General features: G+C 51.1%; 21 protein-coding genes. 3 read left to right on the top strand and 18 right to left on the bottom strand.

Going from position 1 to position 25,835, the window contains the following annotated elements; genetic code table 11:
• Positions 1 to 60 precede the first annotated feature (60 nt).
• Entirely contained in the window at positions 61 to 1,377 is a 1,317-nt protein-coding gene (gene xylA / locus RSX24_RS24190; protein WP_236420524.1) for a xylose isomerase, read from the bottom strand.
• A gap of 197 nt (positions 1,378 to 1,574) precedes the next feature.
• On the opposite strand from xylA, the gene RSX24_RS24195 reads away from it, so the two are divergent.
• Complete coding sequence (locus RSX24_RS24195) at positions 1,575 to 2,741, top strand: ROK family transcriptional regulator (protein WP_339274680.1); 1,167 nt, start codon at positions 1,575 to 1,577, stop codon at positions 2,739 to 2,741.
• 145 nt (positions 2,742 to 2,886) lie between these two features.
• Positions 2,887 to 3,084 (top strand): hypothetical protein, encoded by a 198-nt coding sequence (locus tag RSX24_RS24200; RefSeq protein ID WP_236420522.1) that lies wholly within the window; start codon positions 2,887 to 2,889, stop codon positions 3,082 to 3,084.
• A 136-nt stretch (positions 3,085 to 3,220) separates the two neighbouring features.
• Here the strand turns inward: RSX24_RS24200 and RSX24_RS24205 are convergent, their stop codons facing one another.
• Together RSX24_RS24205 and trxB are read right to left on the bottom strand one after the other, a co-directional pair.
• Positions 3,221 to 3,451 (bottom strand): glutaredoxin family protein, encoded by a 231-nt coding sequence (locus tag RSX24_RS24205; protein ID WP_236420521.1) that lies wholly within the window; start codon positions 3,449 to 3,451, stop codon positions 3,221 to 3,223.
• Positions 3,452 to 3,537: 86 nt separating this feature from the next.
• Positions 3,538 to 4,479, bottom strand: a complete 942-nt coding sequence (trxB, locus tag RSX24_RS24210; RefSeq protein WP_236420520.1) for a thioredoxin-disulfide reductase — start codon at positions 4,477 to 4,479, stop codon at positions 3,538 to 3,540.
• Between the two features lie 260 nt (positions 4,480 to 4,739).
• Here trxB and RSX24_RS24215 point away from each other — a divergent pair, with 260 nt between their 5' ends.
• A complete protein-coding gene (locus RSX24_RS24215; RefSeq protein ID WP_236420519.1) occupies positions 4,740 to 5,471 on the top strand; it encodes a ZIP family metal transporter in 732 nt (243 codons plus the stop codon).
• 133 nt (positions 5,472 to 5,604) lie between these two features.
• Here the strand turns inward: RSX24_RS24215 and RSX24_RS24220 are convergent, their stop codons facing one another.
• The 15 genes from RSX24_RS24220 to RSX24_RS24290 form a co-directional block, all read right to left on the bottom strand.
• Positions 5,605 to 7,551, bottom strand: coding sequence for a heavy metal translocating P-type ATPase (locus RSX24_RS24220; protein ID WP_343262002.1), 1,947 nt, complete (start codon positions 7,549 to 7,551; stop codon positions 5,605 to 5,607).
• Between the two features lie 352 nt (positions 7,552 to 7,903).
• Positions 7,904 to 9,211, bottom strand: a complete 1,308-nt coding sequence (locus RSX24_RS24225; protein WP_339274686.1) for a homocysteine synthase — start codon at positions 9,209 to 9,211, stop codon at positions 7,904 to 7,906.
• Between the two features lie 254 nt (positions 9,212 to 9,465).
• A complete protein-coding gene (locus RSX24_RS24230; RefSeq protein ID WP_339274687.1) occupies positions 9,466 to 10,311 on the bottom strand; it encodes a sugar phosphate isomerase/epimerase family protein in 846 nt (281 codons plus the stop codon).
• A gap of 45 nt (positions 10,312 to 10,356) precedes the next feature.
• Complete coding sequence (gene kduD, locus RSX24_RS24235; RefSeq protein ID WP_290371493.1) at positions 10,357 to 11,109, bottom strand: 2-dehydro-3-deoxy-D-gluconate 5-dehydrogenase KduD; 753 nt, start codon at positions 11,107 to 11,109, stop codon at positions 10,357 to 10,359.
• Positions 11,110 to 11,206: 97 nt separating this feature from the next.
• Positions 11,207 to 11,965 (bottom strand): DeoR/GlpR family DNA-binding transcription regulator, encoded by a 759-nt coding sequence (locus RSX24_RS24240; RefSeq protein ID WP_236420515.1) that lies wholly within the window; start codon positions 11,963 to 11,965, stop codon positions 11,207 to 11,209.
• A gap of 60 nt (positions 11,966 to 12,025) precedes the next feature.
• Positions 12,026 to 12,865 carry a 5-dehydro-4-deoxy-D-glucuronate isomerase gene (kduI, locus tag RSX24_RS24245; RefSeq protein ID WP_343262003.1) on the bottom strand — a complete coding sequence of 280 codons (840 nt, stop codon included), beginning with the start codon at positions 12,863 to 12,865 and terminating at the stop codon, positions 12,026 to 12,028.
• A 145-nt stretch (positions 12,866 to 13,010) separates the two neighbouring features.
• Positions 13,011 to 13,340, bottom strand: coding sequence for a cytochrome o ubiquinol oxidase subunit IV (gene cyoD / locus RSX24_RS24250; RefSeq protein ID WP_236420513.1), 330 nt, complete (start codon positions 13,338 to 13,340; stop codon positions 13,011 to 13,013).
• A gap of 1 nt (position 13,341) precedes the next feature.
• Complete coding sequence (gene cyoC / locus RSX24_RS24255) at positions 13,342 to 13,962, bottom strand: cytochrome o ubiquinol oxidase subunit III (protein ID WP_236420512.1); 621 nt, start codon at positions 13,960 to 13,962, stop codon at positions 13,342 to 13,344.
• Positions 13,962 to 15,935 carry a cbb3-type cytochrome c oxidase subunit I gene (locus tag RSX24_RS24260; protein ID WP_343262004.1) on the bottom strand — a complete coding sequence of 658 codons (1,974 nt, stop codon included), beginning with the start codon at positions 15,933 to 15,935 and terminating at the stop codon, positions 13,962 to 13,964. The genes cyoC and RSX24_RS24260 overlap by 1 nt, the downstream gene beginning before the upstream one ends.
• 21 nt (positions 15,936 to 15,956) lie before the next feature.
• Positions 15,957 to 16,946: a ubiquinol oxidase subunit II gene (gene cyoA, locus RSX24_RS24265; protein ID WP_236420510.1), complete on the bottom strand. Its 990-nt coding sequence runs from the start codon at positions 16,944 to 16,946 to the stop codon at positions 15,957 to 15,959.
• 364 nt (positions 16,947 to 17,310) lie between these two features.
• A complete protein-coding gene (locus RSX24_RS24270) occupies positions 17,311 to 17,574 on the bottom strand; it encodes a hypothetical protein (RefSeq protein ID WP_339274692.1) in 264 nt (87 codons plus the stop codon).
• Positions 17,575 to 17,898: 324 nt separating this feature from the next.
• The gene (locus tag RSX24_RS24275; protein WP_343262005.1) at positions 17,899 to 19,242 is read right to left on the bottom strand and encodes a GH1 family beta-glucosidase; all 1,344 of its coding nucleotides are present in this window, start codon (positions 19,240 to 19,242) and stop codon (positions 17,899 to 17,901) included.
• Positions 19,239 to 21,641: a glycoside hydrolase family 95 protein gene (locus RSX24_RS24280; protein ID WP_343262006.1), complete on the bottom strand. Its 2,403-nt coding sequence runs from the start codon at positions 21,639 to 21,641 to the stop codon at positions 19,239 to 19,241. Before RSX24_RS24280 ends, RSX24_RS24275 begins: the two co-directional genes overlap by 4 nt.
• A 286-nt stretch (positions 21,642 to 21,927) precedes the next feature.
• Positions 21,928 to 23,634 carry an ABC transporter substrate-binding protein gene (locus tag RSX24_RS24285; protein ID WP_438286883.1) on the bottom strand — a complete coding sequence of 569 codons (1,707 nt, stop codon included), beginning with the start codon at positions 23,632 to 23,634 and terminating at the stop codon, positions 21,928 to 21,930.
• 327 nt (positions 23,635 to 23,961) lie between these two features.
• Positions 23,962 to 25,662, bottom strand: coding sequence for an ABC transporter substrate-binding protein (locus tag RSX24_RS24290; protein ID WP_343262007.1), 1,701 nt, complete (start codon positions 25,660 to 25,662; stop codon positions 23,962 to 23,964).
• Positions 25,663 to 25,835 lie beyond the last annotated feature (173 nt).

Consider the following 25,835-nt stretch of genomic DNA (forward strand, 5'->3'; position numbering starts at 1 on the left):
ATCCAAAAACCGTCCCCGCCTTCCCAGGGGAAAGTCGGGGACGGTCCGAATGTCCTGTAATTAGTCAGCCAAGATGTACTGGTTCAGTTTTGCTCTCAGCAATTCTTGACGTCCGGATTGGTTTTTGCGTGGGCTTTCGTTGTTCAATGCATATTCAGCCAGGGAAGCAAGCGTAGCTTTGCCTGCGACAACGTCAGCACCGATGCCTTCTTTGAAGCTGCTGTAACGTTGCTCGATGAAGTCGTCGAATACACGATCCTCGATCAATTTTGCAGCGACTTTCAGACCTTTGGCATACGTGTCCATACCAGCGATATGTGCCAGGAACAGATCTTCAGGCTCGAAGGAACCACGGCGAACTTTTGCATCGAAGTTGACGCCGCCACGGCCAAGACCGCCGTTTTTCAGCACTTCATACATGGTCAGTGTAGCATCGTACATATCAACCGGGAACTCGTCTGTATCCCAACCGATCAACAGGTCGCCTTGGTTCGCGTCCAGGGAACCGAGCATGCCGTTGATGCGTGCAACGCGGATTTCATGATCGAACGTATGGCCTGCCAGTGTAGCATGGTTCGCTTCAAGGTTCAGTTTGAAATGTTTGTCCAAACCGTATTTTTGCAGGAACGCAATGGATGTTGCCGCATCAAAGTCGTATTGGTGTTTCGTTGGCTCTTTTGGTTTAGGCTCGATCAGGAATTGGGCGTCAAAGCCGATTTCCTTCGCGTAATCTACAGCCATGTGGAACATGCGGGCGATGTTGTCTTGCTCCAGCTGCATGTCTGTATTGAGCAATGTGTCGTATCCTTCACGACCGCCCCAGAATACGTAGTTTTCCGCGCCAAGGCGTTTACCGACTTCAAGGCCTTTTTTGATTTGTGCCGCAGCGTGAGCGTACACGTCAGCGTTGCATGTGGAAGCCGCGCCGAACATGAAACGTGGGTTGGAGAACATGTTCGCCGTGTTCCAGAGCAGTTTCTTGCCGCTGGACTTCATGTGCTCTTCGAGCAAATCAACGATGGTGTCGATGTTGCTGTAGAATTCGCGCAGCGTTGCGCCTTCCGGAGCGATATCCACATCATGGAAGCAGTAGTAAGGCAGGTTCATTTTTTCCATGAATTCGAAAGCCGCTTCTACGCGAACTTTCGCTTTGTCCAGACCGGAATAGCTATCCCAGGAACGTACAGCTGTTTCTGCGCCGAACGGGTCGCTGCCGCCTGCAGTCAATGTATGCCAATATGCCATGCCGAAACGGAAATGCTCTTCCATCGTTTTGCCGGCTACAACTTCTTGAGGGTTATAGTGTTTAAACGCAAACGGGTTCGTGGAATCTTTGCCTTCAAATGCAATTTTATTAACGGATTCAAAATAGGCCATGTAAAATGCCTCCTCGGTAGTTTTAAAGAAATCGTTTACACCGATATCCTACCACATCGCATTCACTTTGTCTATTGGTTAAACAAAGTAAAAATAAAAATGTTTTTTCGTTGGAAGTTTGCGCTATAATAGTCGAATAGCTTGCGCTCGGATGTTATGTTAACCCCTTTATACAAAGAATAGGAGTGCCTTTACATATGAAAATTACCGGAGACCAGATGCTGGTCAAAAAAATAAACAAGTCCATCGTGCTGGACACGATTCGGCGCAATGCCCCTCTCTCCCGCGCCCGGGTATCCGAAGTGACAGGCCTTAACAAAGCAACGGTATCCAACCTCGTCGCTGAACTGATTCAGGATGAACTGGTGCAGGAAATCGGTCCCGGCGAGTCCAGCGGAGGCCGCAAACCATTAATGCTGTTATTTCGGGCTACCGCCGGATATGCCGTGGGCCTGGAATTGAGCGTCTCGCATTTGAAGGGTGTGCTTACCGATCTGGAAGGAAACGTCGTCGCCGAATCTACGGCGAAGCTGGAAGCCCATGATGTGCCTGCCGTCTTCGGTCAGCTGAAGCTGGCTGCATCGGAGCTGATTCAAGCTGCTCCCGCCTCGCCCCACGGCGTCATCGGGATCGGAATCGGCGTGCCGGGTATGGTCGACGAGGACGGCACCGTTCTGTTCGCGCCCAACCTTGGTTGGGAAGGCGTTCCGCTCCGTTCCATGCTGGAAGAAGCGTTCAACGTGCCGGTCACGATCGACAACGAAGCCAATGCCGGCGCTCATGGCGAACTGAATTTCGGAGCGGGCGTCGGTGTGCGCCACCTGATCTATATCAGCGCAGGCATCGGGATCGGGTCAGGCATTATGGTCGATGGCGAACTATACAAAGGCGCTTGGGGATATGCTGGCGAAACCGGCCACATGTCCATCGAAGCGGAAGGCCGTGCCTGCTCTTGTGGAAACCGCGGTTGCTGGGAGCTATATGCTTCGGAAAAAGCCTACGATCACCCCGAGCAGAAACTTAACCTGCCTGCCCATACGACGCGAGAACTGATCGAGTACGCCAAACTGGGGAACAGCTCCGTGCTGGCTCTCTATGAAGGAATCGGACGCAAGCTTGGCATCGGCATTACCAACATCGTCAACAGTTTCAACCCGGAACGGATCATCATCGGCGGCCCGTTGTCCGAAGCCGGTCCCTGGATCGAATCTTCCTTGAAACAGGTGGTGGAGGAGCGCACGCTGCCGTACCACCGCCGCAGCCTGCAAATCGAATGGGCCGGGCTTGGCAGCCGTTCGACCCGGATCGGAGCCGCGTATTCGGCAATATCCCAATTTTTAGGAAAAATAAAAGTGTCTGTGTAATACAGGATGAAAATTGACAACATTTCGCCCCATTTTCTCCCTTTTTGCCAGAGAATTAGACGAGTATAATGGGAATATGTGATTTTTGTCATGGCAACATCATCGTTGCTGTGTTATACCCCTAACGAAACGGAGTTGAACACCTGTGACCTACGTGGATACATCAGATATCTCGGCGCAAATGTTTGTCACCGTACTCCTGTTCCTGATCGTCATCGCGCCTTTGTTCAGCCTTGGCATCCTGCGCCTGTTCCAGAGCAAAAAGAAGGCTGGTTTCATGTACATGCTGTCAGGCGTAGCGGTATACGTTGTGTTTCAGACCTTTATGAGCGTTGTATTTTAGCCTTTGCAAGTGAACATCCCGTAATATACACAAAGAACCGTACCATCGATGGTACGGTTCTTCCATATACAAACGGCTCGCGCGGGCCGGAAAGTTTCATGGTTCGCTTGTCGATCCAATCCCGTTATGGGGAGGATTAAGCGTCCAGCACTTTTGCGAATTGCGTTTTGTTCATGCCCAGGATGCGGTGCTCGCCGATCACTGTTAGAGGTACTGCACGCACGCCCATATCCCATACTTGTTGCGCGAATTCATCGTTTGTTTCGATGTTGCGCTCTTCGTAAGAGATGCCTTTCTCAGCCAAAAACGTTTTAACCGATTTGCAGTTCGGGCAGTTGGTCGATGTATATACAATTACGTTTTCCATGTTCTCGTCACCTCATATTGTTTTTTGGATTTTCAATGTGTATCCCATTGGAGACCGGTGTTGCCGGCCTCCGAGGGGTTTTATCATTATTTGGTTACTGCAGCGTGCTCCAGACTTTCAATAAATTTCTCCACGTCCATGGCTGCCATACATCCGCTGCCTGCTGCGGTGATCGCTTGTTTGTAACGAGTATCCTGCACGTCTCCGCAAGCGAATACACCCGGAATGTTCGTTTCGGAAGTGCCTGGAGTCGTCAGGATGTATCCATGATCATCCGTAGTTACTTGTCCATTAAGGAAACCGGTGTTAGGCGTATGGCCGATAGCCACAAACACGCCGCTCGCCGTAATAATTTCCTCTTCGCCTGTTTCGTTGTTGCGGACTTTCAATCCGGTCACACCCGCGTCTCCGGCAATGACCTCCAGTGGCGTGCGGTTCAATGCCCAGTCCACTTTTTCGTTGCTGCGTGCGCGATCCTGCATGATTTTGGAAGCGCGCAGTTCGTCACGACGGTGTACCAACGTTACTTTGGACGCAAAACGTGTCAGGAAGTTCGCTTCCTCCAGCGCAGAGTCCCCGCCGCCAACAACGATGATTTCTTTGTTGCGGAAGAAGAATCCATCGCAAGTGGCACATGTGCTGACGCCGCGGCCCACGTTGTTTTCCTCGCCAGGAATGCCGAGATATTTCGCGGAAGCGCCTGTGGACAACACGACTGTTTCGGATACCAGTTCACCCATGCCTTCAACGGTCAGTTTGAATGGACGCTCGCTCAGGTCGATGCTGTTTACCCAGCCTGTGCGGAATTCCGCACCGAAGCGCTCTGCTTGTTTACGCATGTTGTCCATCAGTTCAGGTCCCATGATGCCTTCAGGGAAGCCCGGGAAGTTCTCCACTTCGGTTGTCGTTGTCAACTGGCCGCCTGGCTGCGGGCCTTCAATGACGAGTGGGTTCAGGTTGGCGCGTGCCAGGTAAATTGCTGCTGTCAGCCCCGCAGGGCCTGTTCCGATAATAATGGATTTATACATGTATAGTTCCTCCCCTGTCTTCTGCAAAAAGGTCATGCTCCATAAGGCATCAAATGTAAATGACTCAGCATACACTAAAGCGGAAAGTCCACCGTCATGTCCACTAAACCTGCCTATAGGATAACCAATGCCCTATGCAGAAATGGAAATGTAATTTATAATCATTCTAATCTGTTGTTCATTATGATCTGTTTTCTGAAAGGTGTCAATGCTCGGCAGCGATTATGAAGAAGTCTTCATCAGGAGGGAATAATGAAAGCATGAACGATGCACTCATAGGCAGCATTATCTCGGCCATGTCCACGGGCCTTGGTGCCGTACCCATTTTGTTTATGCGCAAAGTCACGCACCGTCTGCGCGATATTTTGCTTGCATACGCGGCAGGCATCATGACCTCGGCTTCTATGTACAATCTCATTCCGGAAGCGCTTGGCCAATCGAACTTATTCGTATTAACGCTTGGCGTATTGCTTGGCAGCATGGTGCTGTTAGTGTTGGAGATGAAAATTCCGCACGTCGATCTGGAAAATCCGGAGAAAATGCCTTTCAAGATCGAAGCGAAGGCTTTCATGATCATCGCGGCCATCACGATGCACAATTTGCCGGAAGGCCTCTCGGTCGGCGTCAGTTACGCCAGCACGGATGGTAACCTCGGCAACTTGATCGCCTTTTCCATCGGTTTGCAGAATGCGCCGGAAGGGTTTCTGGTTGCCCTCTTTCTCGTAAACCAGAATATCGGGCGTTTCAAAGCGCTCGGCATCGCTACGTTAACCGGTGCGGTGGAGATTGTGACCAGCATGATCGGATACAGTCTCAGCAGCCTGGTTGCGGGCCTGGTTCCTTACGGGCTGGCGTTTGCGGCCGGCGCGATGATGTTCATCGTTTACAAGGAGCTCATTCCCGAAAGCCATGGCGACGGCAATGCCCGCGTTGCGACCGTCTCCTTTTTACTCGGACTGATTACGATGATTGGATTGACCGAGTTGTTCTAAGCAGGGGCGGAGAACCCCTGAACGTATGTTTAAGAACCCGGACGGACGGCGAACACGCCGCAGCCTTCCGGGTTCTTTTTTTGTTCACATATGAAGATTGCATGAAATAAATGGAGGTAAATCAAACCACCTCTCAACGCAGCAGGCGCAGCCCGTTCAAAATGACCAAAATGGTGCTGCCCTCATGCCCGACAACGCCAAACGGCAGTGCCACGTTCTGCAGAAAATTGGCTCCGATCAGAACCGCAATGACCGAAATCGCAAAAGCCATGTTTTGTTTCATCGTGCGCTGCGCACGGCGCGATTGTCGGATCGCCCAGGCGATCTCCTCGATGTTGTCGTTCATCAGCACCACGTCGGCCACGTCCAGTGCCGTGCCGCTTCCCGACATGCCCATGCCCATACCAACCGTGGCCGCCGCCAATGCAGGGGCATCGTTAACGCCGTCCCCCACCATCAGCACTGCCCCGTAACGTTCACGAAGCTCCTTCACCTGTGCAACCTTGTCTTCGGGAAGCAAGCCCGCATGGACATCGCATACCCCTGTCTCCCGTGCAATGACCGCGGCCGTTTCAGGACGGTCCCCCGTCAGCATCACCACTCGGACACCCATCGCTTCAAGTTTGCGTACTGCGGCGGCAGCCTGTGGCCGAACCTCATCCCGCATGGCGATCAGACCCGCAGGTTGACCATCCGCATTCACCACGGATATCGTTTTTCCCTGCTGCTGCAGCCGGTGGATGGCATCCTTCCAACCGGAAAGATCCGGAAGGTCATTCGCCTCAAGTTTGCCTACGCTCCAGTTCACTCCATTTACGCAGCCCTCAATGCCTGAGCCAGTCAAAGCCTGCACCTGCCCGGCATCCGGCAAGGCTAGCCCTTCCATCCTGGCATGATCTACAATCGCGCGCGCCAAGGGGTGCATCGACTGATTTTCGATCGCAGCCGCCGCTGCAAGCACCTCATCACGTTCATAGCCATCCGCAATCAGCATATCCGTAACTTGCGGCGTACCCATCGTCAGCGTACCTGTTTTGTCGAAAGCAACGACACGGGTTTGAGCCAGGTTTTCGACGTGTGCCCCGCCCTTGAACAGAATGCCTCTGCGCGCACTGCTCGACATCGTTGATAACATGACGGGCATAATGGAGGATACCAAAGCGCACGGCGATGCAACGACCAGGAAAACCATCGCTTTGTAAAACGCCTCTCCCCACGACCAGCCTAACAGGATCGGCGCCCCGCCAATGACCAGCAGCGTGGCCGCGACGACAACGCGGGCGTAGATTCCCTCAAAGCGTTCAATGAACCGTTGGGACGCCGGAACATCAGCCTGCGCTTCCTCTATCAATTTGATGATTTTACCGAATACCGAGCCTTCTGCCGACCGGGTAACTTCTATATATAAGGCTCCTTCCCCGTTCACCGTACCCGCATACACTTCGTCTCCATGGGATTTATCCACGGGCATCGGCTCCCCGGTAATGGATGCCTGATGTACGAACGAGCTTCCGCGGCAGACGATCCCATCCGCCGGAATAAGTTCGCCCGGCTTGACGAGCAGCAAGTCTCCCTGTTCAAGTTCATCAATGGTTACGCGGTTCAACTGACCGTCTTCCATGCGCAGAGCCGTCTCCGGTTTGAGTGCCAACAAGGATGAAATATCCTTGTGGCTGCGTTCCGTCGCGTAGCTTTCCAATGCACCGCTCAGGGCAAATATGAAGATGAGCATAGCCCCTTCGTTCCAATAACCAATCGCGGCCGCGCCAAGCGACGCAGCAATCATAAGCAAATTGACGTCCAAGTCCCGCTCCTTGACCAGTGTTTCTACGCCTTCCTTCGCTTTGGTCCATCCCCCCATAACATAAGCCGCGATATATAAAACCACGGACAGCACGCTTGACCACGAGGATATTCCCCACGCGAAGAGCATTAACAACCCGCTGCCAAGTGCAGCCTGCATTTCCTTATTTCGAAGCATGGCCCGGAAGTTCGGCCGACGGCCCCGGTTCGGTCCGGTAGAATTTGCCGGTCTACGTTCGTTTGCTTTGGTTTGTAAAGGCTGATGTACAGCTTGCATAAGGATCACGTTCCTTTCGTATGAAAAAATGTGTCGCCGTATTGAGAATGAGAGCCATTGTTACTGCCCCTAAAATGACACATGCTGCTGCGGGAATCCCGCAGCAGCATGCTGGTCAAAATGAGAATGATAATCATTTTTGTACTTATGCAATTATTTTTACTCAATACAACTTTTCTATATTATATGCCTGATCTTCCCCATTTGTAAATGGTCCCCATGCAAAAACTCCAACATCTGCCTCCGCAGACCAAAAACCGCCATCCAGCGGATGACGGTTCCATATGCAAAAACGTTGAAGTTGCAAACACCATGCCAGCTTCATATCAAGGATTGCCCTGCGTTATCCCTGTTACGCGCCAACGCTCGCCCCCTGGCTTGCCTTGATGGCTTGTTCCAGGTCATGCAGAATATCCTGAATGTTCTCGGTTCCGATAGAAAGGCGGATCAATTCCGGATTGACCCCGGCGGCACGCTGCTCCTCCTCGCTTAGTTGCTGGTGTGTCGTGCTCGCCGGGTGAATGATCAACGACTTGGAATCGCCGACATTCGCCAGGTGAGAGAACAGCTTGACGTTTTCGATCAGCTTGCGGCCTGCTTCAAGGCCGCCCTTGATACCAAATGTGAGGATCGCGCCCTGTCCTTTCGGCAAATATTTTTGCGCGAGTTCATAAGATGGGTGACTTGGCAAACCGGCATAGCTCACCCACTGCACGTCCTCATGTTTCTCCAGATATTCGGCTACCGCCAAAGCATTGCTGCTGTGGCGTTCCACCCGCAGGTGCAGCGTCTCCAGTCCCTGCAGCAGCAACCAGGAGTTAAACGGAGAAATGGTCGCTCCAAGGTCGCGAAGCAGTTGTACGCGGGCTTTGATAATGTATGCAATCGGCCCAACCGCTTCCGTGTACACGACCCCGTGATAGCTCGGGTCCGGCTCGGTCAGCCCCGGGAACTTGCCGCTGGCTTTCCAATCGAATTTCCCGCTGTCTACGATCACGCCGCCGATGGAGGTACCGTGCCCGCCGATGAATTTGGTCGCCGAATGCACCACGATATCGGCTCCGTGTTCGATTGGACGAAGCAGGTACGGACTCGGAAACGTATTATCAACGATCAGCGGAATTTGATGTTCATGCGCAATGGCGGCCACGGCTTCGATATCAAGCACATTGCCTTGCGGATTGCCAATCGTCTCGGCATACAGCGCTTTGGTTTTGTCCGTAATGGCTGCTCGGAAATTTTCGGGATCGCTCGAATCCACGAATTTCACGTTCAATCCAAGCTTCGGCAGCGTGGTGGAGAACAGATTATACGTGCCTCCGTACAAGCTGGCGGAAGACACGATCTCGTCCCCGGCCCCGGCGATGTTCAGCAGCGAAAATGTGATGGCTGCCTGACCAGAGGCGGTAGCCAATGCCCCAGCGCCTCCTTCCAACGCGGCAATGCGTTGCTCGAATACGTCGGTGGTCGGATTCATCAGACGTGTATAGATATTGCCAAACTCTTTCAGGCCAAACAGGTTGGCGGCATGGTCCGTATCCCGAAATCCATACGATGTTGTTTGATAAAGGGGTACTGCGCGTGCATTGGTGGTCGGGTCAATCTGCTGACCGGCATGAATGGCCAATGTTTCGAATGAAAGTTCACGTTCGTTTGACATATAATCGAAATCCTCCCTTGGCATAAGGCTTGAGATCCATGGTGTCTTCGCGTGTTGTCGCCTGTTTTTTCATATTCTCTCACAAGATGTGGCATTTGGAAAGAGATATTTCCGATTTTTCCGATGAGAAATATATTTTTTTCAATTATCGACGCTACACATTGATCATGGACATACCATTCCATAGCTACCAAAAAAGCCTTTGCAGAAGCAAAGGCTTTCGGTGGCTTCATATGGGCAACGAATCGGAACCACTATACATGTACGCCGCCCCATACTTCCCGTAAATGCTTGGCAGCCGGAACGGCCTGCTCTGCCGTCACGCCCTCGAGGGAAATGTCGATGTGCGGCTTATAGGTTTTCAGCAATTCGAAGAACAAAGGATAATCCAGAATGCCTTCGCCAGGCACCGGATTGAATTTTTCGCCTTGTGCATTGAAGGCCACGTCTTTGGCGTGGATCACGATAATGCGCTGATAGAGCGTCTCCATGACTTCTTTCAGAAATCCTGCCTGATCGGCTGCATGCTCCTGTTTAATCAGATTGCATGGGTCAAATAACATGCCAAGATTGGAAGACGGGATCTCCTCGAAAAGTCGAACCATATGCTCCCGCGTATGCAGCGTGTGTGTGGATACAGGCTCGATCGCGGCATGCACGCCCCATTTCTCCGCTTCCTCCGTCAGTTCTTCCAACGTTGCTTTCAATATTCCCCACGCATGCTCTTCATAATGATCGGGATGTGTGGTTTGGTACGTATCCAGACCCCCGGTCTCCGTAGCTACCATGCTGCAGCCGAAATCGCGCGCATAGCGCAAATGCTCCTTGAAACGGTCAATGTCCGCTCTCCGGCGAACCGGATCGGGATCGATCGGGTTAATGTAACAGCCGAGAACCGCAATCTTGACGCCCCGCCGGTCGAATTGTTCCCCGATTTCGTTCGCCAGCCCCGGGCTCAGCTTGCCGTTAGCCGAATCAACGTCGGACAGCGCCTTGGCGAGCGCCAGCTGCACGGAGTTGAAGCCATGGTCCGCTACGGTTTGTGCAAGCTGCGCTGTCGGCAGCTTTCCGAACGTATGCGCAAGTATGCCGAGCTTCATCGTATCGTCCTCCTCATGCATCAGAATCATTGCCAAACGTACGGACTAGCGGGCCATCCAGCCCCCGTCAACGTTAAGCACATGTCCATTCAAGTAATCCGAGGCTGCGGAAGCAAGGAATACGACCGGACCTTTCAAATCCTCCGGCGTTCCCCAGCGGCCGGCCGGAATACGTGCCGTAATGTCGTTGTAGCGCTGCTCATCGGCGCGAATCTGGCTTGTATTGTCCGTCACCATGTATCCAGGCGCAATCGCGTTAACCTGCACGCCTTTGCCTGCCCATTCATTCGCAAATGCTTTGGTCAGGCCCGCTACGCCATGTTTGCTTGCCGTGTATCCCGGCACGTTGATTCCGCCCTGATAGGACAGCATCGACGCGATGTTGATGATTTTCCCGCTGCCGCGTTCCATCATATGTCTGCCTGCCAATTGGCTCAGGAAAAAGACCGTGTTCAGGTTCAAACCAATAACATCATGCCAGTCCTGCTTGGCATGGTCCGCAGCCGGCGTCCGGCGAATGATACCGGCATTGTTGACCAAAATGTCGATCTTGCCTTGAAAGGACAATGCTTTTTCGAAAACATCCGCAAGCTCGTCCTCACGGCTCAAATCGGCTTTAAGCAAATAAGCCTTACGTCCAAGCGCCTCTATGGCGCGGGCTGTCTCCTCGGACGACGAATAGGAGGCCAGCACGACGTCCGCTCCCGCTTCGGCAAGCCCGATCGCCATCCCTTGTCCTAAACCTCCTGTAGTACCGGTAACCATTGCCACTTTTCCATTCAAATCAAATGGGTTCATGATGGATTCCTCCGCATGTTATAAGATGCAAATCAAATGGTTGAACGTTCTAGCTGCAGGCGAACATGCCGCGCAGCAGCTTCGAACAAAGAGATCGTCAACTGCCATTGTCCACGCGGACGCCGCTCTGCTCATACAAGGCCGCCGTATCGGCATCCAGCCGGCTGTCGGTGATGATGCAATCCAGTTCCGAACAATGCGCAAACGTGCGCAAGGCGAACTGCCCGAATTTGTGATGGTCAACGACGCCATAAACCTGCTGGGAAGCCGAGATCATCGCTTTCTTTAACGGAACCAGATCTCCCGTATAGATGGACAGGCCAAACTCCGGATGAACTGCCGTTGTGGAAATAAACGCTTTATGAATGTTAAGCCCCGATATAAAAGCCGCCGTATCGTCCCCCACCAGCATGTTTCTGACCCGGGCCCCGCCCGGAACGACAAGACGAATCTGTTCCTTCTTGGTGAGCTCGGCAATGATGAACAGATCGTTCGTGATGACCGTCAGCGGCTGGTTGTCCAACCGCTTGGCCATTTCGAGCGTTGTGCTCCCCCCATCGAGAGCGATGATATCGCCCATCTGGATATAACCAAGCGCCCGCTCGGCAATCTCCGATTTTTCCGGTTGATGCTTTTCGTTTACGCTGCGCATGTTGAGAATGCCATACTGGTCATTCTGGGCCAACATGGCACCCCCGTGCACCCGCACAAGCAAGCCCATGCTCTCCAGTTTGTCCAGGTCTTCCCGCACCGTTTTGCCGGTCACCTGCAGCAGGTCGCTCAGATCGCTAACGGTCACTTCCTGGCGCTCCAGCAGTGCTTCCATAATTTTTTCATGTCTTTTCAATGAGTTCATATCGATCAACTTCCTATGCAAACATAATAATTTCGGATTCGGGCCGAAGCGGAAGCTGTCCTATTTCAGATCTTTCATCGCCACGCCGTCCATGTCTTCGAACGTTTGGTTCTCGCCGGCCATCGCCCAACAGAACGTATAGCTGCTCGTACCGACGCCGCTGTGAATGGACCAGCTTGGAGAAATGATCGCCTGACGGTCCCGTACGACCAAATGCCGCGTCTCTTGCGGTTCTCCCATCATGTGGAATACCACCGCGTCTTCCGGCAGGTTAAAGTACAAGTATACTTCAGAACGGCGATTGTGGGTATGCGCAGGCATCGTGTTCCACATGTTGCCCTTGTCGAGTTCCGTAATGCCCATCACCAGCTGACAGCTCTTGATCCCGCCCTCACCTTGGTGGATGTAGCGGTAGATTGTGCGTTCGTTGGAACTCTCGATGCTGCCCAGATGGTTCGGCTGTGCCTGCTCTTGCGTCGCTTTTGTGGTCGGATACGTATGGTGTGCAGGCGTGGACACAAAATAAAACTGCGCCGCATCTTCTTGCCCGTTGCTTTTGAACACGACTTCCTTAACGCCCCGGCCGATGTACAAGCATTCCTTCGCTCCGAGCTCATAACCCTGGCCATCCGCCGTAACCGTGCCATGTCCACCCACGTTGATGATACCGATCTCGCGGCGTTCCAGGAAAAAGTCTGTACCAATATCCTTCAGGTTAACTTCAAGCGTAATATCTTTTGATTTCGGGACAGCGCTTCCAACAATATAACGATCAACATGAGAATACACCGTAACGAGCTCATCGACAGCAAACAGCTGCTCCATCAGAAACTCTTCTCTCAATCTGGACGTGTCGTATTGCTTTACTTCATTCGGATGAGCTGCATAACGATTTTGCATGAAAACCATTCCCTTCATCTCATTAATAAGTTCGTATATGTTCATTTTAGTTCATTTCGTATCGTTTGTGTACCTTTTTTTGAATGTTGAAATAAAAAAAGAAACCCTGCCTCCTCTTTCGAGGTAGACAGGGTTTCTGCATTCATTAATGCGCTACAACGTTGTTCAGCATGATCCAAACGGATCCGACCACGATCGTCAGCATGATCAGCAATCCGAAGATCAGACCCATGACGTTCCAACGAGGCGACTTCTCTTCACGGATATGCATGAAGAAGAAGAGCTGCACGATGAATTGAAGTGCTGCCGTTACCAGTACGACAACCAACGTTCCGGTTTTGCCCATCATGTCGTTGAGTACAACCACCAGTGGGATGATTGTCAGGACGATGGACAGGATAAAACCGATGACATAAGACTTGAGCGAACCATGTTGCTCATGTCCATGGGCATCATGCGAGTTGTGCTGTGCCATCTTACATCACCCCCATCAGGTAGACGACCGACAGGAGGAAAATCCATACGACGTCCAAAAAGTGCCAGTACAAGCTGATCACGTTGACTTTACCACGCGTAACGTCGGTAATGCCGCGTTTCTTCAGCTGGAACATCAAACCGATCATCCAGATCAGACCAAGCGAAACGTGAAGTCCGTGCGTACCCACAAGGGTAAAGAACGCGCCGGAAGCTGCGCTAGTCGTGTAGTTGAAACCTTCGTGGATCATTTCGATAAACTCGGTAACCTCAAGCGCGATAAACCCTGCGCCGAGAAGGGCCGTAACGACCAACCAGCTGATCAACTGTTTCACTTTGCCTTGGTTCATGGCCAGAACGGCCAAACCGCTGGTAAACGAACTTGTTAACAAGATAAACGTTTCGGCGATAACCCCTGGCATTTTGATCAATTCTTCCAGCGTAGGACCGCCTGCCGTATTGTGGCGCAATACGATGAACGTTGCGAACAATACGGAGAACAGGATTACGTCGGAAATCAGGAAGAACCAGAAACCGAGTACTTTCAATTCTTGCGGGTCATGGTGACCGTGATCATGACCATGTGCATGGTCATGACCTTTCTTAGCGGCTGCTTGAGCCATTATACCGACCCCCTTAACGACGCCTCTTCGGTACGCTTAATTTCATCGACCGGAATGTAATAGTCCGTATCGTAGGAGAATGAACGGGCAATCATGCAGATTCCGACGCCTGCGAGTCCAAGGATCGCCATCCACAACCATCCGAATACAAAACCGAAACCGGCGATGAACCAGAATACGGATTTGATGAAAGGAATGGCAGAGTTTTTAGGCATATGAATCGGCTCAAGCTTAGGCGCTGGCGGATTGATGCCTTTGCCGCGGCGTTGCTTCTCTTCCCACCATTCGTCCAGATCATTCACTTGCGGAGTTACCGCAAAGTTATATTCAGGCGCTGGCGATGGAATCGACCATTCGAGCGTACGGCCATCCCATGGATCGCCGGAAGCTTTGAGCGATTTGTATTTGCGAATGCCGTCTGCGATTTGAGCAACCTGGAACAGGAAGCCTGCACCCATCAGGAACGCACCGATCGTGGAAACGAAGTTGAGTTCCCACCAGCCGGTATCCCATCCGTATGTGCTCAGACGACGTGTCATCCCCATCAGACCGACAGCATACTGCGGCATGAAGCAGATGTAGAAACCGATGTTCCAGAACCAGAATGCCCATTTGCCCAGTTTCTCTTCGAGTTTGAAACCGAACATTTTTGGCCACCAGTAGTACAGACCAGCGAAGTAACCGAAGGCAACGCCACCGATCAACACTTGGTGGAAGTGGGCAATCAAGAAATAACTGTTGTGGAACTGGAAGTCAGCAGGAGCAACGGACAAGAGAACCCCCGTCATACCGCCGACGATAAAACAAGGAATAAATGCGATGGTCCACAACATCGGGGTAGCCATCTTGATTCTTCCTTTGTACAGCGTGAAGAGCCAGTTGAAAATCTTGACCCCCGTAGGGATCGCAATAAGCATTGTTGTTACCGCGAAGAACGCGTTGACATCGGCGCCCGAACCCATCGTGAAGAAGTGATGCGCCCACGTAAAGAAGGACAGGAACGCGATAATCAACATGGCGAATACCATGGATTTGTATCCAAACAGTTTTTTCTTCGCAAACGTACTTACGATCTCGGAGAATACGCCGAATGCCGGCAGGACCACGATGTATACCTCAGGGTGACCCCACATCCAGATCAAGTTGATGTACATCATCGGGTTGCCGCCCAGATCAAGCGTGAAGAAGTGCGCCCCGCCGAAGCGGTCCAGGAAGAGCAGCGCAAGGGTCACGGTCAGGATCGGGAAAGCAAACAGGATGATGATACATGTGGAGAATACCGACCATGTAAACATCGGCATTTTCATCCAAGTCATGCCTGGCGCACGCATTTTGATGATGGTAACCAAGAAGTTGATACCGGTCGCCAGGGAACCGATACCGGATATCTGTATACCCCATATATAGAAGTTCTGTCCTACCCCCGGACTATGTGAAAGCTCCGATAGAGGCGGATAACTTAGCCATCCTGCGTCCGGCGAACCGCCGATAACGAAGGACAGGTTGAACAGCATCGCTCCCAGGAAGAACAACCAGAAGCTGAGTGCGTTCAGGAACGGAAATGCAACGTCCCTTGCCCCGATCTGGAGTGGAACGATGACGTTAAACAAACCAAACATAAATGGCATCGCCATGAAGAGGATCATGATCGTACCATGTGTTGTAAAGACTTGGTTATAGTGCTCGGGATGCAAGAAATCCATGTTTGGCATAGCCAGCTGAAGGCGCATCATCAACGCGTCCACGCCACCGCGGAACAACATGATGATCGAAGCAAGGATATACATGATACCGATCTTTTTATGATCGACAGTTGTTAACCAGTTACGCCAGAGCCAGCCCCATTTTTTGAAATAAGTCAGCACCGCAACAATCGAGATCGTCGTAATACCGATCGCTACGTCCGCACCATAGATCAGCGGGTCGCCGGTTACGAAAAACTCGGATGCAAACTCCTTAATTCTGTCTAACATTGGGGGCCTCCTTTCGAATCATTAGTTAGCACTTTTGCCCGGTGTAAGGGACGTATTCATGCTTTCGTGGTTCATTTTAGTCGTATTATCGCCGGCGCCTGCAGCTTCGTCCGAACTTCCATGATTGTGGGCGCCAGAGCCTTCGACGACATATTTGGTTACGATGTCTTGGAACAATCCTTCTGGGAAGGAGGAATAATAAGCCACATTGCTTGTTCCCGGTGTTGCCAGAGCATTGTATCCTTCTTGAGTGAGCGGCTGGGATTGCTGCTTCACTTCATTTACCCATTTGTCAAAGTCTTCGTCTGAAGTCGCATTGACGTCAAAACGCATCTTGCCAAAATGTTCGCCGGTGAAGTTGGCGCCGGAGCCCCAGTACTTCCCTTCATGGTCTGCCTGCAAATACAGGGTCATCGCCATGCCCGACATCGTGTAAATCTGTCCGCCCAATTGCGGAATCCAGAACGAGTTCATCGGTGAATCCGCAGTGAGTTCGAATTTCACAGGTCGATCTGTCGGAATATTCACGGTGTTCACCGTAGCAATCCCCTGCTCCGGATACATGAACAACCATTTCCAATCCAAGGAAGATACCTGAATCGTAACGGGCGCTTTTTCCGAAGCCAGCGGCTTGGAAGGCTCAAGATCATACGTGTAACGAACCGTTACGATGGCAAGCAAACCAATGATAACGATTGGAATGGTCCACCAAATGACCTCGGCTTTCGTGCTATGAGCCCAGTTCGGCTCATAAGCGTTTTTGTTGTCCGGTCTCTCGCGGTAACGCCATACGATTACAGCAGACATAATCAGTACAGGAACGATAACGATCGCACAAAGAATGGTCGAAATCACGATCAGATCCCGCTGAGATGCACCGATAGGTCCCTTCGGATCCAGAACAACGTACTGTCCGCCTGCCAGCATTGGCCAAACGATCAGTGCAATTGTAACCAACGTCAGGACAATCGGAATGATGACCCGGGTAAGCAACCTAGGTTTCTTGTTCATCTTGATCCCCTCTCCTTAAATTCGCTAATACTAAAAAATTAGTATACTACTCTCTTCCTTCTAAAGATATCAGAAATGAGCAGGTTTTTTGTTCTTGTTAACAAATTTGTCGATTTTACACCCCAAATGTGTGAATTTTTTCTCACAAATCGCTTGCATGCTTGATATTTCCTTACAGTAAGACTTCACATCCGAAGTTAAAATACGCCACGGGTGAGTCATTCTTGGTCAGGACGAGCCCATACAAAAATAAAACCCTTTGCAGTCCCGTTGAATCATTCAACGGATCCGCAAAGGGCTATTTGGGCTGGGATTCCGGAGACTCATCCAGCCTTATTATGTTCAAATCATTGAAGAATTATAATCAATCGGCACCTTCATCTTCTTTTCGTGAGTGAACCAAACCAATCGATTTGGCAATAACGTAAATGAACACACTGCCTACAAGAAAACCGATCCCTACCATCAAGCCAAGGTTGCGGTCGTTAAATTCGTTCAAGTTGATCAGGCACATGACTACTCCCGCAATCAATGCCACCCAGGCCAAAACGGTCATCGTCAACACTGCGCGCCGCATGTTTCTGTCTTTGCGCTCCAACTGGCTTACCATTGCTGTCTTCGATGCCATAGTAAACACTTCCTTTTCCATTTTTGTAAGTGCTTCCTTTTCATCAATATACCACATCAATATGAGTTTTAGTCATAAAATGTTCAAATTATTTTCGTTTTTTGGACACTTTATTTCTTGTCGAACTATTGACAAATAAGATAGCCCCTGAAATATTTATAACCCAAAAACCATCTCTTCATAACAACTTACGTTCCCTGGTCCTTGTCCAATTATGGAAAAGCGCTGAGCAAGCATGCCAAAAAAGGCAGAACCGCGGACGAACCGGATCCTGCCTCATGGCGAGACATGTGCTGTATAACATCCATTAACGCAATTCCAGCATTAACGGATTTCCAGCCAATTGTTTTTAATTACGTTCTGGTACCAGTAGTAGCTCTCTTTGGGCGTGCGTTTCAATGTGCGGTAATCCACATGGATGAGCCCGAAACGCATGCGATACCCTTCTGCCCACTCAAAATTGTCCATAAGCGACCACGCCATGTACCCTTTGAGGTTGATCCCGTCGCTGATGATCCGGTGAATCTGGGCCAAATGCTGCTCATAATACGAGATGCGGCGCTCGTCGTTGACGATGCCATTCTCGGGCTGATCGTTGATGCATGCACCGTTCTCGGTGATATACACTTCCACGTTTCCGTATTTTTGCAAATAGTGCATGAACTCGTACAAGCCGCGCGATTCGATCGGCCAGCCAATATCGGTACGCGTCAGACCCATGTTGAGTTCTTCCGATTGCAGCACGCCTGCTTCAGGGTTATACCGATTGATGCCCATGGTGTAATAATTAATGCCCAGCAGGTCAATCGGCTGCGAAATGATCTCCATGTCCCCATCCTCGATCGGTACCGTCGCCCCGGCTTGCTCGAACCAGTCCACCATGAATTGCGGGTAGGAGCCTTTATAGATCGGGTCAAGGAACCAGTCCGTGTTCAGCGCGATGGAGCGATCACAGGCAGCCTGGTCTTCTGGCGTTTTGCTGTAAGGCTCGGCCCAGCATACGTTCGGAGCGATCCCGATTTTGCCTGTCGTGCCGAGACGACGGAACGATTGGACGGCTTTGCCGTGCGCAACGAGCAGGCCGTGGGCAACGTTCAGCGACGTTTGCAGGTCTTTGTTGCCCGGTGCGTGCACGCCCAGCAGATTGGACAGGAACGCGATACACCATGGCTCGTTGAACGTCAGCCAGAAGTTGATTTTGCCGGAGAACTCTTTGAAGATGACTTCCGCATATTTCACGAAAGCATCTACCGTTCTGCGGTTGCCCCAACCGCCGATGTCTTCGAGCACTTGCGGCAAATCCCAGTGATAGAGGGTGCAGAACGGTTCGATTCCCGCTTCAAGCAATTTATCGACGAACCGATGGTAGAAGTCCAGCCCTTCACGGTTGATCTCTCCATCCCCGTCCGGAATGATGCGCGGCCAAGCGATGGAGAAGCGATACGTATTGATGCCCAGTTTCTTCATTAACTCAATGTCTTCTTCATAACGATGGTAACCGTCGCATGCGATATCCCCGTTATCCCCGTTGAATACTTTACCCGGTGTACGCGCAAACGTATCCCAGATGGATACACCGCGTCCTCCCTCTTGTGCTGCGCCCTCTACTTGGTACGAAGCCGTAGCCGTCCCCCAGCGAAAGTCTTTCGGAAATTGAAAAATGGTCATTGTACTCTCTCCCTGTCTTCGGCTGACACGCGGATCGTTTGTCCCGCGCCCACCATTATATTCAATACATAATCTCCTTGCGGCGATTGCTCCGCTTGTACTTCCTGCTGACCTTCCGCCAAAAGGGGTACTGCGCAGCGGATCGTCAACGTACCGCTGCGATCAGCCTGGATGTTGGCCACAACCAAACGGCCATCGGCCCATTCCATGTCCACGGTGAAGCTGCCTCTCGCACGCAGGCCGCTGACGCTGCCTTCTTTCCAGGCTTCCGGGAGCGAAGGCAACAGATGCAGCTCGCCCAAGTGGCTCTGCAGCAGCATTTCCGCAATACCGGCCGTGCCGCCGAAGTTGCCGTCAATCTGAAACGGCGGATGATCGTCGAACAGGTTCGGATGCGTCGATCTGGACAGCAGCGTGCGCACGAACCGATATGAATTGTCGGCATCCAGCAAACGTGCATGCAGATTGATCAGCCAAGCGCAGCTCCAGCCCGTATGCCCGCCCCCTTGGGAGATGCGGCGCTCCAGCGTAACGCGGGCCGCTTCCACAAGTTCAGGCGTACTGAGCCGATTGATCTGGTCTCCAGGGTATAAGCCATACAGATGGGATACATGGCGATGTCCCGGTTCGGACTCGGGGAAATCCTTGAACCATTCCTGCAGCTGGCCTTCTTTGCCGATCAGGAACGGATACAGCTTGCTGCGGGACTCACGAAGCTCCGTCACCAGCTCGTCATCCACGCCAAGCACGCCCGCTGCCTCGATGCAGCGGTCGAACAGCTCGCGAATCAGCGTCATGTCCATCGTGGACGCCATCGATACGCTGCGGGCCGTTCCGTCCTCTGCCACAAACTTGTTTTCAGGCGACGTGGACGGCGACGTCACCAAATATCCGTCCGGACCTTCCACCAGCCAATCCAGGCAGAACAAAGCGGCCTCCTTCATGATGGGATAAGCTTTCTCCGCCAGAAACGCCTCATCCCTCGTAAAGCTGTAGCGCTCCCAAAGATGCGCCGTCATCCATACGCCGCCCATCGGCCAGAATGCCCAGCTGGCATCCCCTCCGGTTGGCGTCGATTGCCGCCAGATGTCCACGTTATGATGCGTCGTCCAACCGCGTGCACCGTAAAGGATACGCGCAGCTCTGCGCCCGGTATGGCTAAGATCCTCGAGCATGGCAAACAAGGGGTCATGGCATTCGCTCAGGTTGCACACCTCTGCTGGCCAATAGTTCATTTCGACATTGATATTGGTCGTATAATCGCTGAACCATGGCGGCTCCACCTGATGGTTCCATATGCCTTGCAGGTTGGCAGGCTGCGTGCCAGGACGGGAACTGCCCATGAGCAGGTATCTTCCGTACTGGAAATACAAAGCCTCCAGCCCCGGATCGGCGGCGCCCCCTTGATACGCTGCCAAACGTTCGTCGGTTGGCAGCTCCGCATTGGCGGACGAGCCAAGGTCGATCGACATACGTGCGAACAACGAGCCATGGTCTGACACGTGCCGCTCACGAAGCTGCTCCAACCCGGTTTGGAGAGCCTGTCGCAGGATGGCATCGCATGTTTGTTCCAGTTCTGCGGCTTCCTTAACCGGCATCACATCATAGCCGGCAAATGCTGTTGCCGCAGTCAAGCACAACAGCACTCGGTCAGCGCCCTGAATGAGCAATGTGCCTTCGTCAGCGGAGATCACGGCTTTTTCGCCCAACGCTTGGACAGACAGTTTGGCGGCATATGCCATTCCGCGATCTTCTTCATAAACGACCGATTCCGGATGATCGCGGAAATAGTTCGACTCCACATGGCTCGGACATCGGCTGTACATCACGACGCTGTCACCGCTGGCCTGCACGGTATAGGGATGCGGGCTGTCCAACGTCAGACTGACGTTGACGGCCCCTGCACGATCCGCGGACAGGGACAGTACGATGACATCATCAGGCGCACTTGCATATATTTCGCGTGTATAGCGAATTCCTTCATATTGATAGCGGGTTGCGGCAATTCCCGTTTCCAGGTCGAGCTCGCGTTCGAAATGCTCAAGTTCAGCACGTTCCAATCCATTCTGCCGGAGCAATAAATGGCCCATGGGTTGATAGGCTTCCACGTCGTGCCCCAACATTTCGCGGTTCAGCAAATCTTCGGCTTCGCTGTACTGTCCGGCCGCGATCAATTCACGCGTGCGTTTCAAATATCTCTGGCTGCTGTAGTTCACCGTATCGCGCGGGAATCCGGACCACAGCGTATCTTCATTTAATTGGATGCGTTCTTCCGCCGCACCGCCGTAAACCATGCCGCCAAGGCGACCGTTCCCGATCGGCAGCGCTTCTTCCCATTTTGCCGCCGGTTGACGATACCACAAGCGATTCATGCCTGTTGTTCCATTCGTTTGGCCCATATTCCGACTCCTGTTCATTGAGTATCGTTCTAAACATAAAACGTTTTCGTAATATCCAAAAAAATATAAAACTCACTTTTCCATAAGTCTTTTTTTGCTTTCATCCTACCGTCTCTGATACCGATCAGCTGAAAGTGCTTACACCTGAAAATTATATTGGATTTCGAAAAAAGCGTCAATGGAAAGCATCACAACCGAAGCAAAATATATAATAACGAAAAAGAGGCTCCATTGCTGGAGCCCCTCTCCGATTCATCATGTATCTTTACGTATATGGCTGAACGTATTATTGTACGTCTTTGCCCGTCCACAACGACACGCGGTCTTTGACCCAAGTCGTATATTGTTTTTCCATCTCCACCGCGCCTGCTTTGTCCAGCTCGGCAAGGAAATCGTCATACACTTTGTCGAAGTTCTCCGGCGTTGTCAGAACAGCCTCTGGAATCCGTTTACGAACGATGTCCTGTGTTTTTTGGAAAGTGACGTTATAGTCTGTATCAGAAGGAACCGGCATGTTGTATGCTGCTCCCCACTCTTTCAATGGAAGGTCTTCTTCCGCAGGGAAGAATTCTTTCCATGTCGTAATGCCGTAAGCTTTCAATGTTTCTTTCTCTGCCGGCGTGTAACCTGCCACGATCTGCTCAGGGAAGTTCGTAGTGTAATAGTTACCCGTAGAGTCTTTCACGCCATCGCCGTATCTTGCGCTGAAAATGTTGTACATGCCGATTCCTGTTTCTTTGGAGAAGGCAGAGTTGTCATTCGTTTTGCGGTCCTGGATTTCGTCAGGAATGACGCGTTTTCCATCTTCCACTTTATAGTGTTCGCCTTCGATACCCCAGTTTCTGAGCACTTGTCCTTCATCCGAAGCAAGCCAGTCCATAAACTTGATGATGCGAACCGGATCTTCGGCGGAAGTTGTAATCCCGATACCGTAACCGTCAAAACCGGTTGGTTGGAACGAATGGTCGACGATCTGGTCGTTCAGGGATACTGAGAAGTGAGCATAAGTGCTGTCGTCTTTACCCGCAGCTTTCAGCGCGTTCTCAGCCTCTTGATAGTTCCACTCTTGGTCGATCAGACCAAGTACGCGGCCGCTGGCGATTTTGGATTTGTATTGGTCGTCTTTTTGCACGAAGGTGTCTTTATCAAGCAGTCCTTCATTGTACATTTTGTTCAACCAACGGAAATATTCTTTCTCTTCCGGACGTTTGTAGTGAAGCATCGCTTCGTATGTTTCCGGATTGATGTAGTACTCGCCGTCATCCGGTGCTCCCGTAGCTTGGAAAGCCGGGTTCGTTACGGTGATCATGATTTTCCAGTCGTCGGCATTCAGCGTCAGCGGAATCGTCGGCTGTCCGTCGATCGTCGGATGTTTTTCTTTATATGCTTTCAGCACGTTTTCGAAATCTTCAAGCGTTTTCACTTCAGGATATCCAAGCTCCTTCAGCACTTTCTGCTGAATCTCGAATCCACCTGTTGCGTCAAACGTCACATTATCTACACCCATGTTGGTTGGGATCGTATAAATCGCTGGATCTTCCTTGCTGTATTTCAGACGGTTCATCTGATCACCATAGATTTTCTTCAGGTTGGGAGCATGCTCCTCGATCAGATCCGTCAGGTCAAGCATTGCACCGGCATCAACGAGCTTGGACAAGTTTCCTTTCGGGAAAATAATGTCCGGGTAGTCGCCGCTCGCTGCCATCAGGGAAATTTTTTGCTCGCCGCCATTGTTGACGTCGAATTCGGCTTCAATGGTAACGCCCGTTTTTTCGGTAATCTTCTTGCCTACGGCATCCTGCATTTTGTTCCAGACCGGATTCGGATCGGCGCCAAAGAACGAAATCGTGATCGGCTCTGTTCCGGATGATTCACCGGATGAAGCGGATTCCTTGCTTCCCGAATTTCCGCAACCAGCAGTAACGAGCAACGCACTTGCAAGCAGCAGCATTGCAAAAGTCTTGGGTGTATTACCTTTCATTTTGCCTTTCATTGTCTAGTTCCCCCTATTTATGAAGGTTTTATCTGTATAACAGGCCAAGCCTGAAAATACCAAAGCATTTGGATCAACGATTCAAAGCAAATGAATGCGCTTTAAATTATGCGTGATACAGGTGTAACTGCCTCGATCCATCTGGGACAGAAAACTTCGCACTACACATAAGATAAAACGTTTTCGAAATTCACTTTAAAACGCTTACTGAAAGTGCTTACACGTAGATTATATGCTATATTTCGCCATCGGTCAATAGAAAAAAAGGGCTTCCGACGGAAACCCTTTTTCAAGAAATTCAGCAGCTTATTTGCGCTGTCCCTTCTTTTATTGAACGTCTTTGCCGGTCCATAGCGATACGCGGTCTTTGATCCAACCGGTGTATTGTTTTTCCATCTCCACCGCGCCTGCTTTGTCCAGCTCGGCCAGCATGTCGTCATACACCTTGTCGAAGTTTTCCGGTTTGGCAAGAATGGCTTCCGGGATCCGTTTGCGAACGATATCCTGCGTTTTTTGGAAAGCTACATTATAATCCGTATCGGAAGGAACCGGCATGTTGTATGCTGCTCCCCAATCCTTCATAGGCAGTTCATCTTCCGATGGGAAAAATTCCTTCCATGTCGTGATGCCATACGCTTTCAATGTTTCTTTCTCTGCCGGCGTGTAGCCCGCTACGATTTGCTCAGGGAAGTTCGTGGTGTAATAGTTGCCTGTGGAATCTTTCACGCCATCGCCATATCTTGCACTGAAGATGTTGTACATACCGATCCCTGTTTCTTTGGTGAACGCCGAGTTGTCATTCGTTTTGCGGTCCTGGATTTCGTCAGGAATGATGCGTTTGCCGTTTTCCACTTTGTAATGCTCGCCTTCAATCCCCCAGTTTCTGAGCACTTGCCCTTCATCCGAAGCAAGCCAATCCATGAACTTGATAATGCGAACCGGGTCTTTGGCGGAAGTCGTGATTCCGATGCCGTAACCGTCAAAGCCGGTTGGCTGGAAGGTATGATCCACGATCTGGTCATTCAAGGATACCGAGAAGTGTGCATACGTGCTGTCATCCTTACCGGCTGATTTGAGAGCGTTCTCAGCTTCTCCATAGTTCCATTCCTGGTCGATCAGACCAAGAACGCGCCCGCTGGCGATTTTGGCCTTATACTGGTCATCCTTCTGTACAAAGGTATCTTTATCAAGCAGTCCTTCATTATACATTTTGTTCAGCCAACGGAAATATTCTTTTTCCTCCGGACGTTTGTAGTGAAGCATCGCTTCATACGTTTCCGGGTTGATATAATATTCCCCGTCATCCGGCCCGCCTGTTGCTTGGAAAGCCGGGTTTGTAACCGTAATCATGATCTTCCAGTCGTCGGCATTCAATGTCAGCGGAATCGTCGGTTGGCCATCGATCGTTGGATGTTTCTCATAATAAGCTCTTAATACGTTTTCGTAATCCTCAAGCGTTTTTACTTCAGGGTAGCCCAGCTCTTTCAGCACTTTTTGCTGGATTTCGAATCCGCCCGTGGCATCAAACGCTACATTGTCTACACCCATGTTGGTCGGGATGGTATAGATCGCCTGGTCTTCCTTGCTGTATTTCAAGCGGTTCATTTGGTCGCCGTAAATTTTCTTCAGGTTGGGAGCGTGCTCCTCAATCAAATCGGTCAGGTCAATCATTGCGCCTGCATCAACCAGTTTGGACAGATTTCCTTTAGGATAAATGATATCAGGGTAATCACCACTGGCAGCCATCAAAGGTATTTTCTGATCTCCGCCATTATTCACGTCATACTCGGCTTCAATGGTCACGCCTGTTTTTTCGGTGATCTTCTTGCCTACCGCATCCTGCATCTTGTTCCAGTTTGGACTTGCATCTGCGCCGAAGAACGTAAACGTTACCGGACTTGTCGTATCATCCGTTTCACCAGGCTTTTCCGAGGCCGTACTTCCTCCTGTGCTTCCGCATCCTGCCGTAATGGCAAGCGCGCTTGCGAGAAGAAGCATTGCGAACGTTTTTGGTGTTTTCCCCTTCATGTGTAATCCCCCTTATGGATATAATGAAGCTTTATAGTGTATAACAGGCTGGCCTGTAGATACCATGGACTGGCGAAAAACCTTGCACTTTTTTTGCTTAAATGCAATTAAAAGCGTTTTCTTTAATGAATTCGACGATTCATCCTCGCCTCAATTCAAGTACAAGTTGCCAT

The organism is Paenibacillus hubeiensis (assembly GCF_032334105.1).
Classification (GTDB): domain Bacteria; phylum Bacillota; class Bacilli; order Paenibacillales; family Paenibacillaceae; genus Paenibacillus; species Paenibacillus hubeiensis.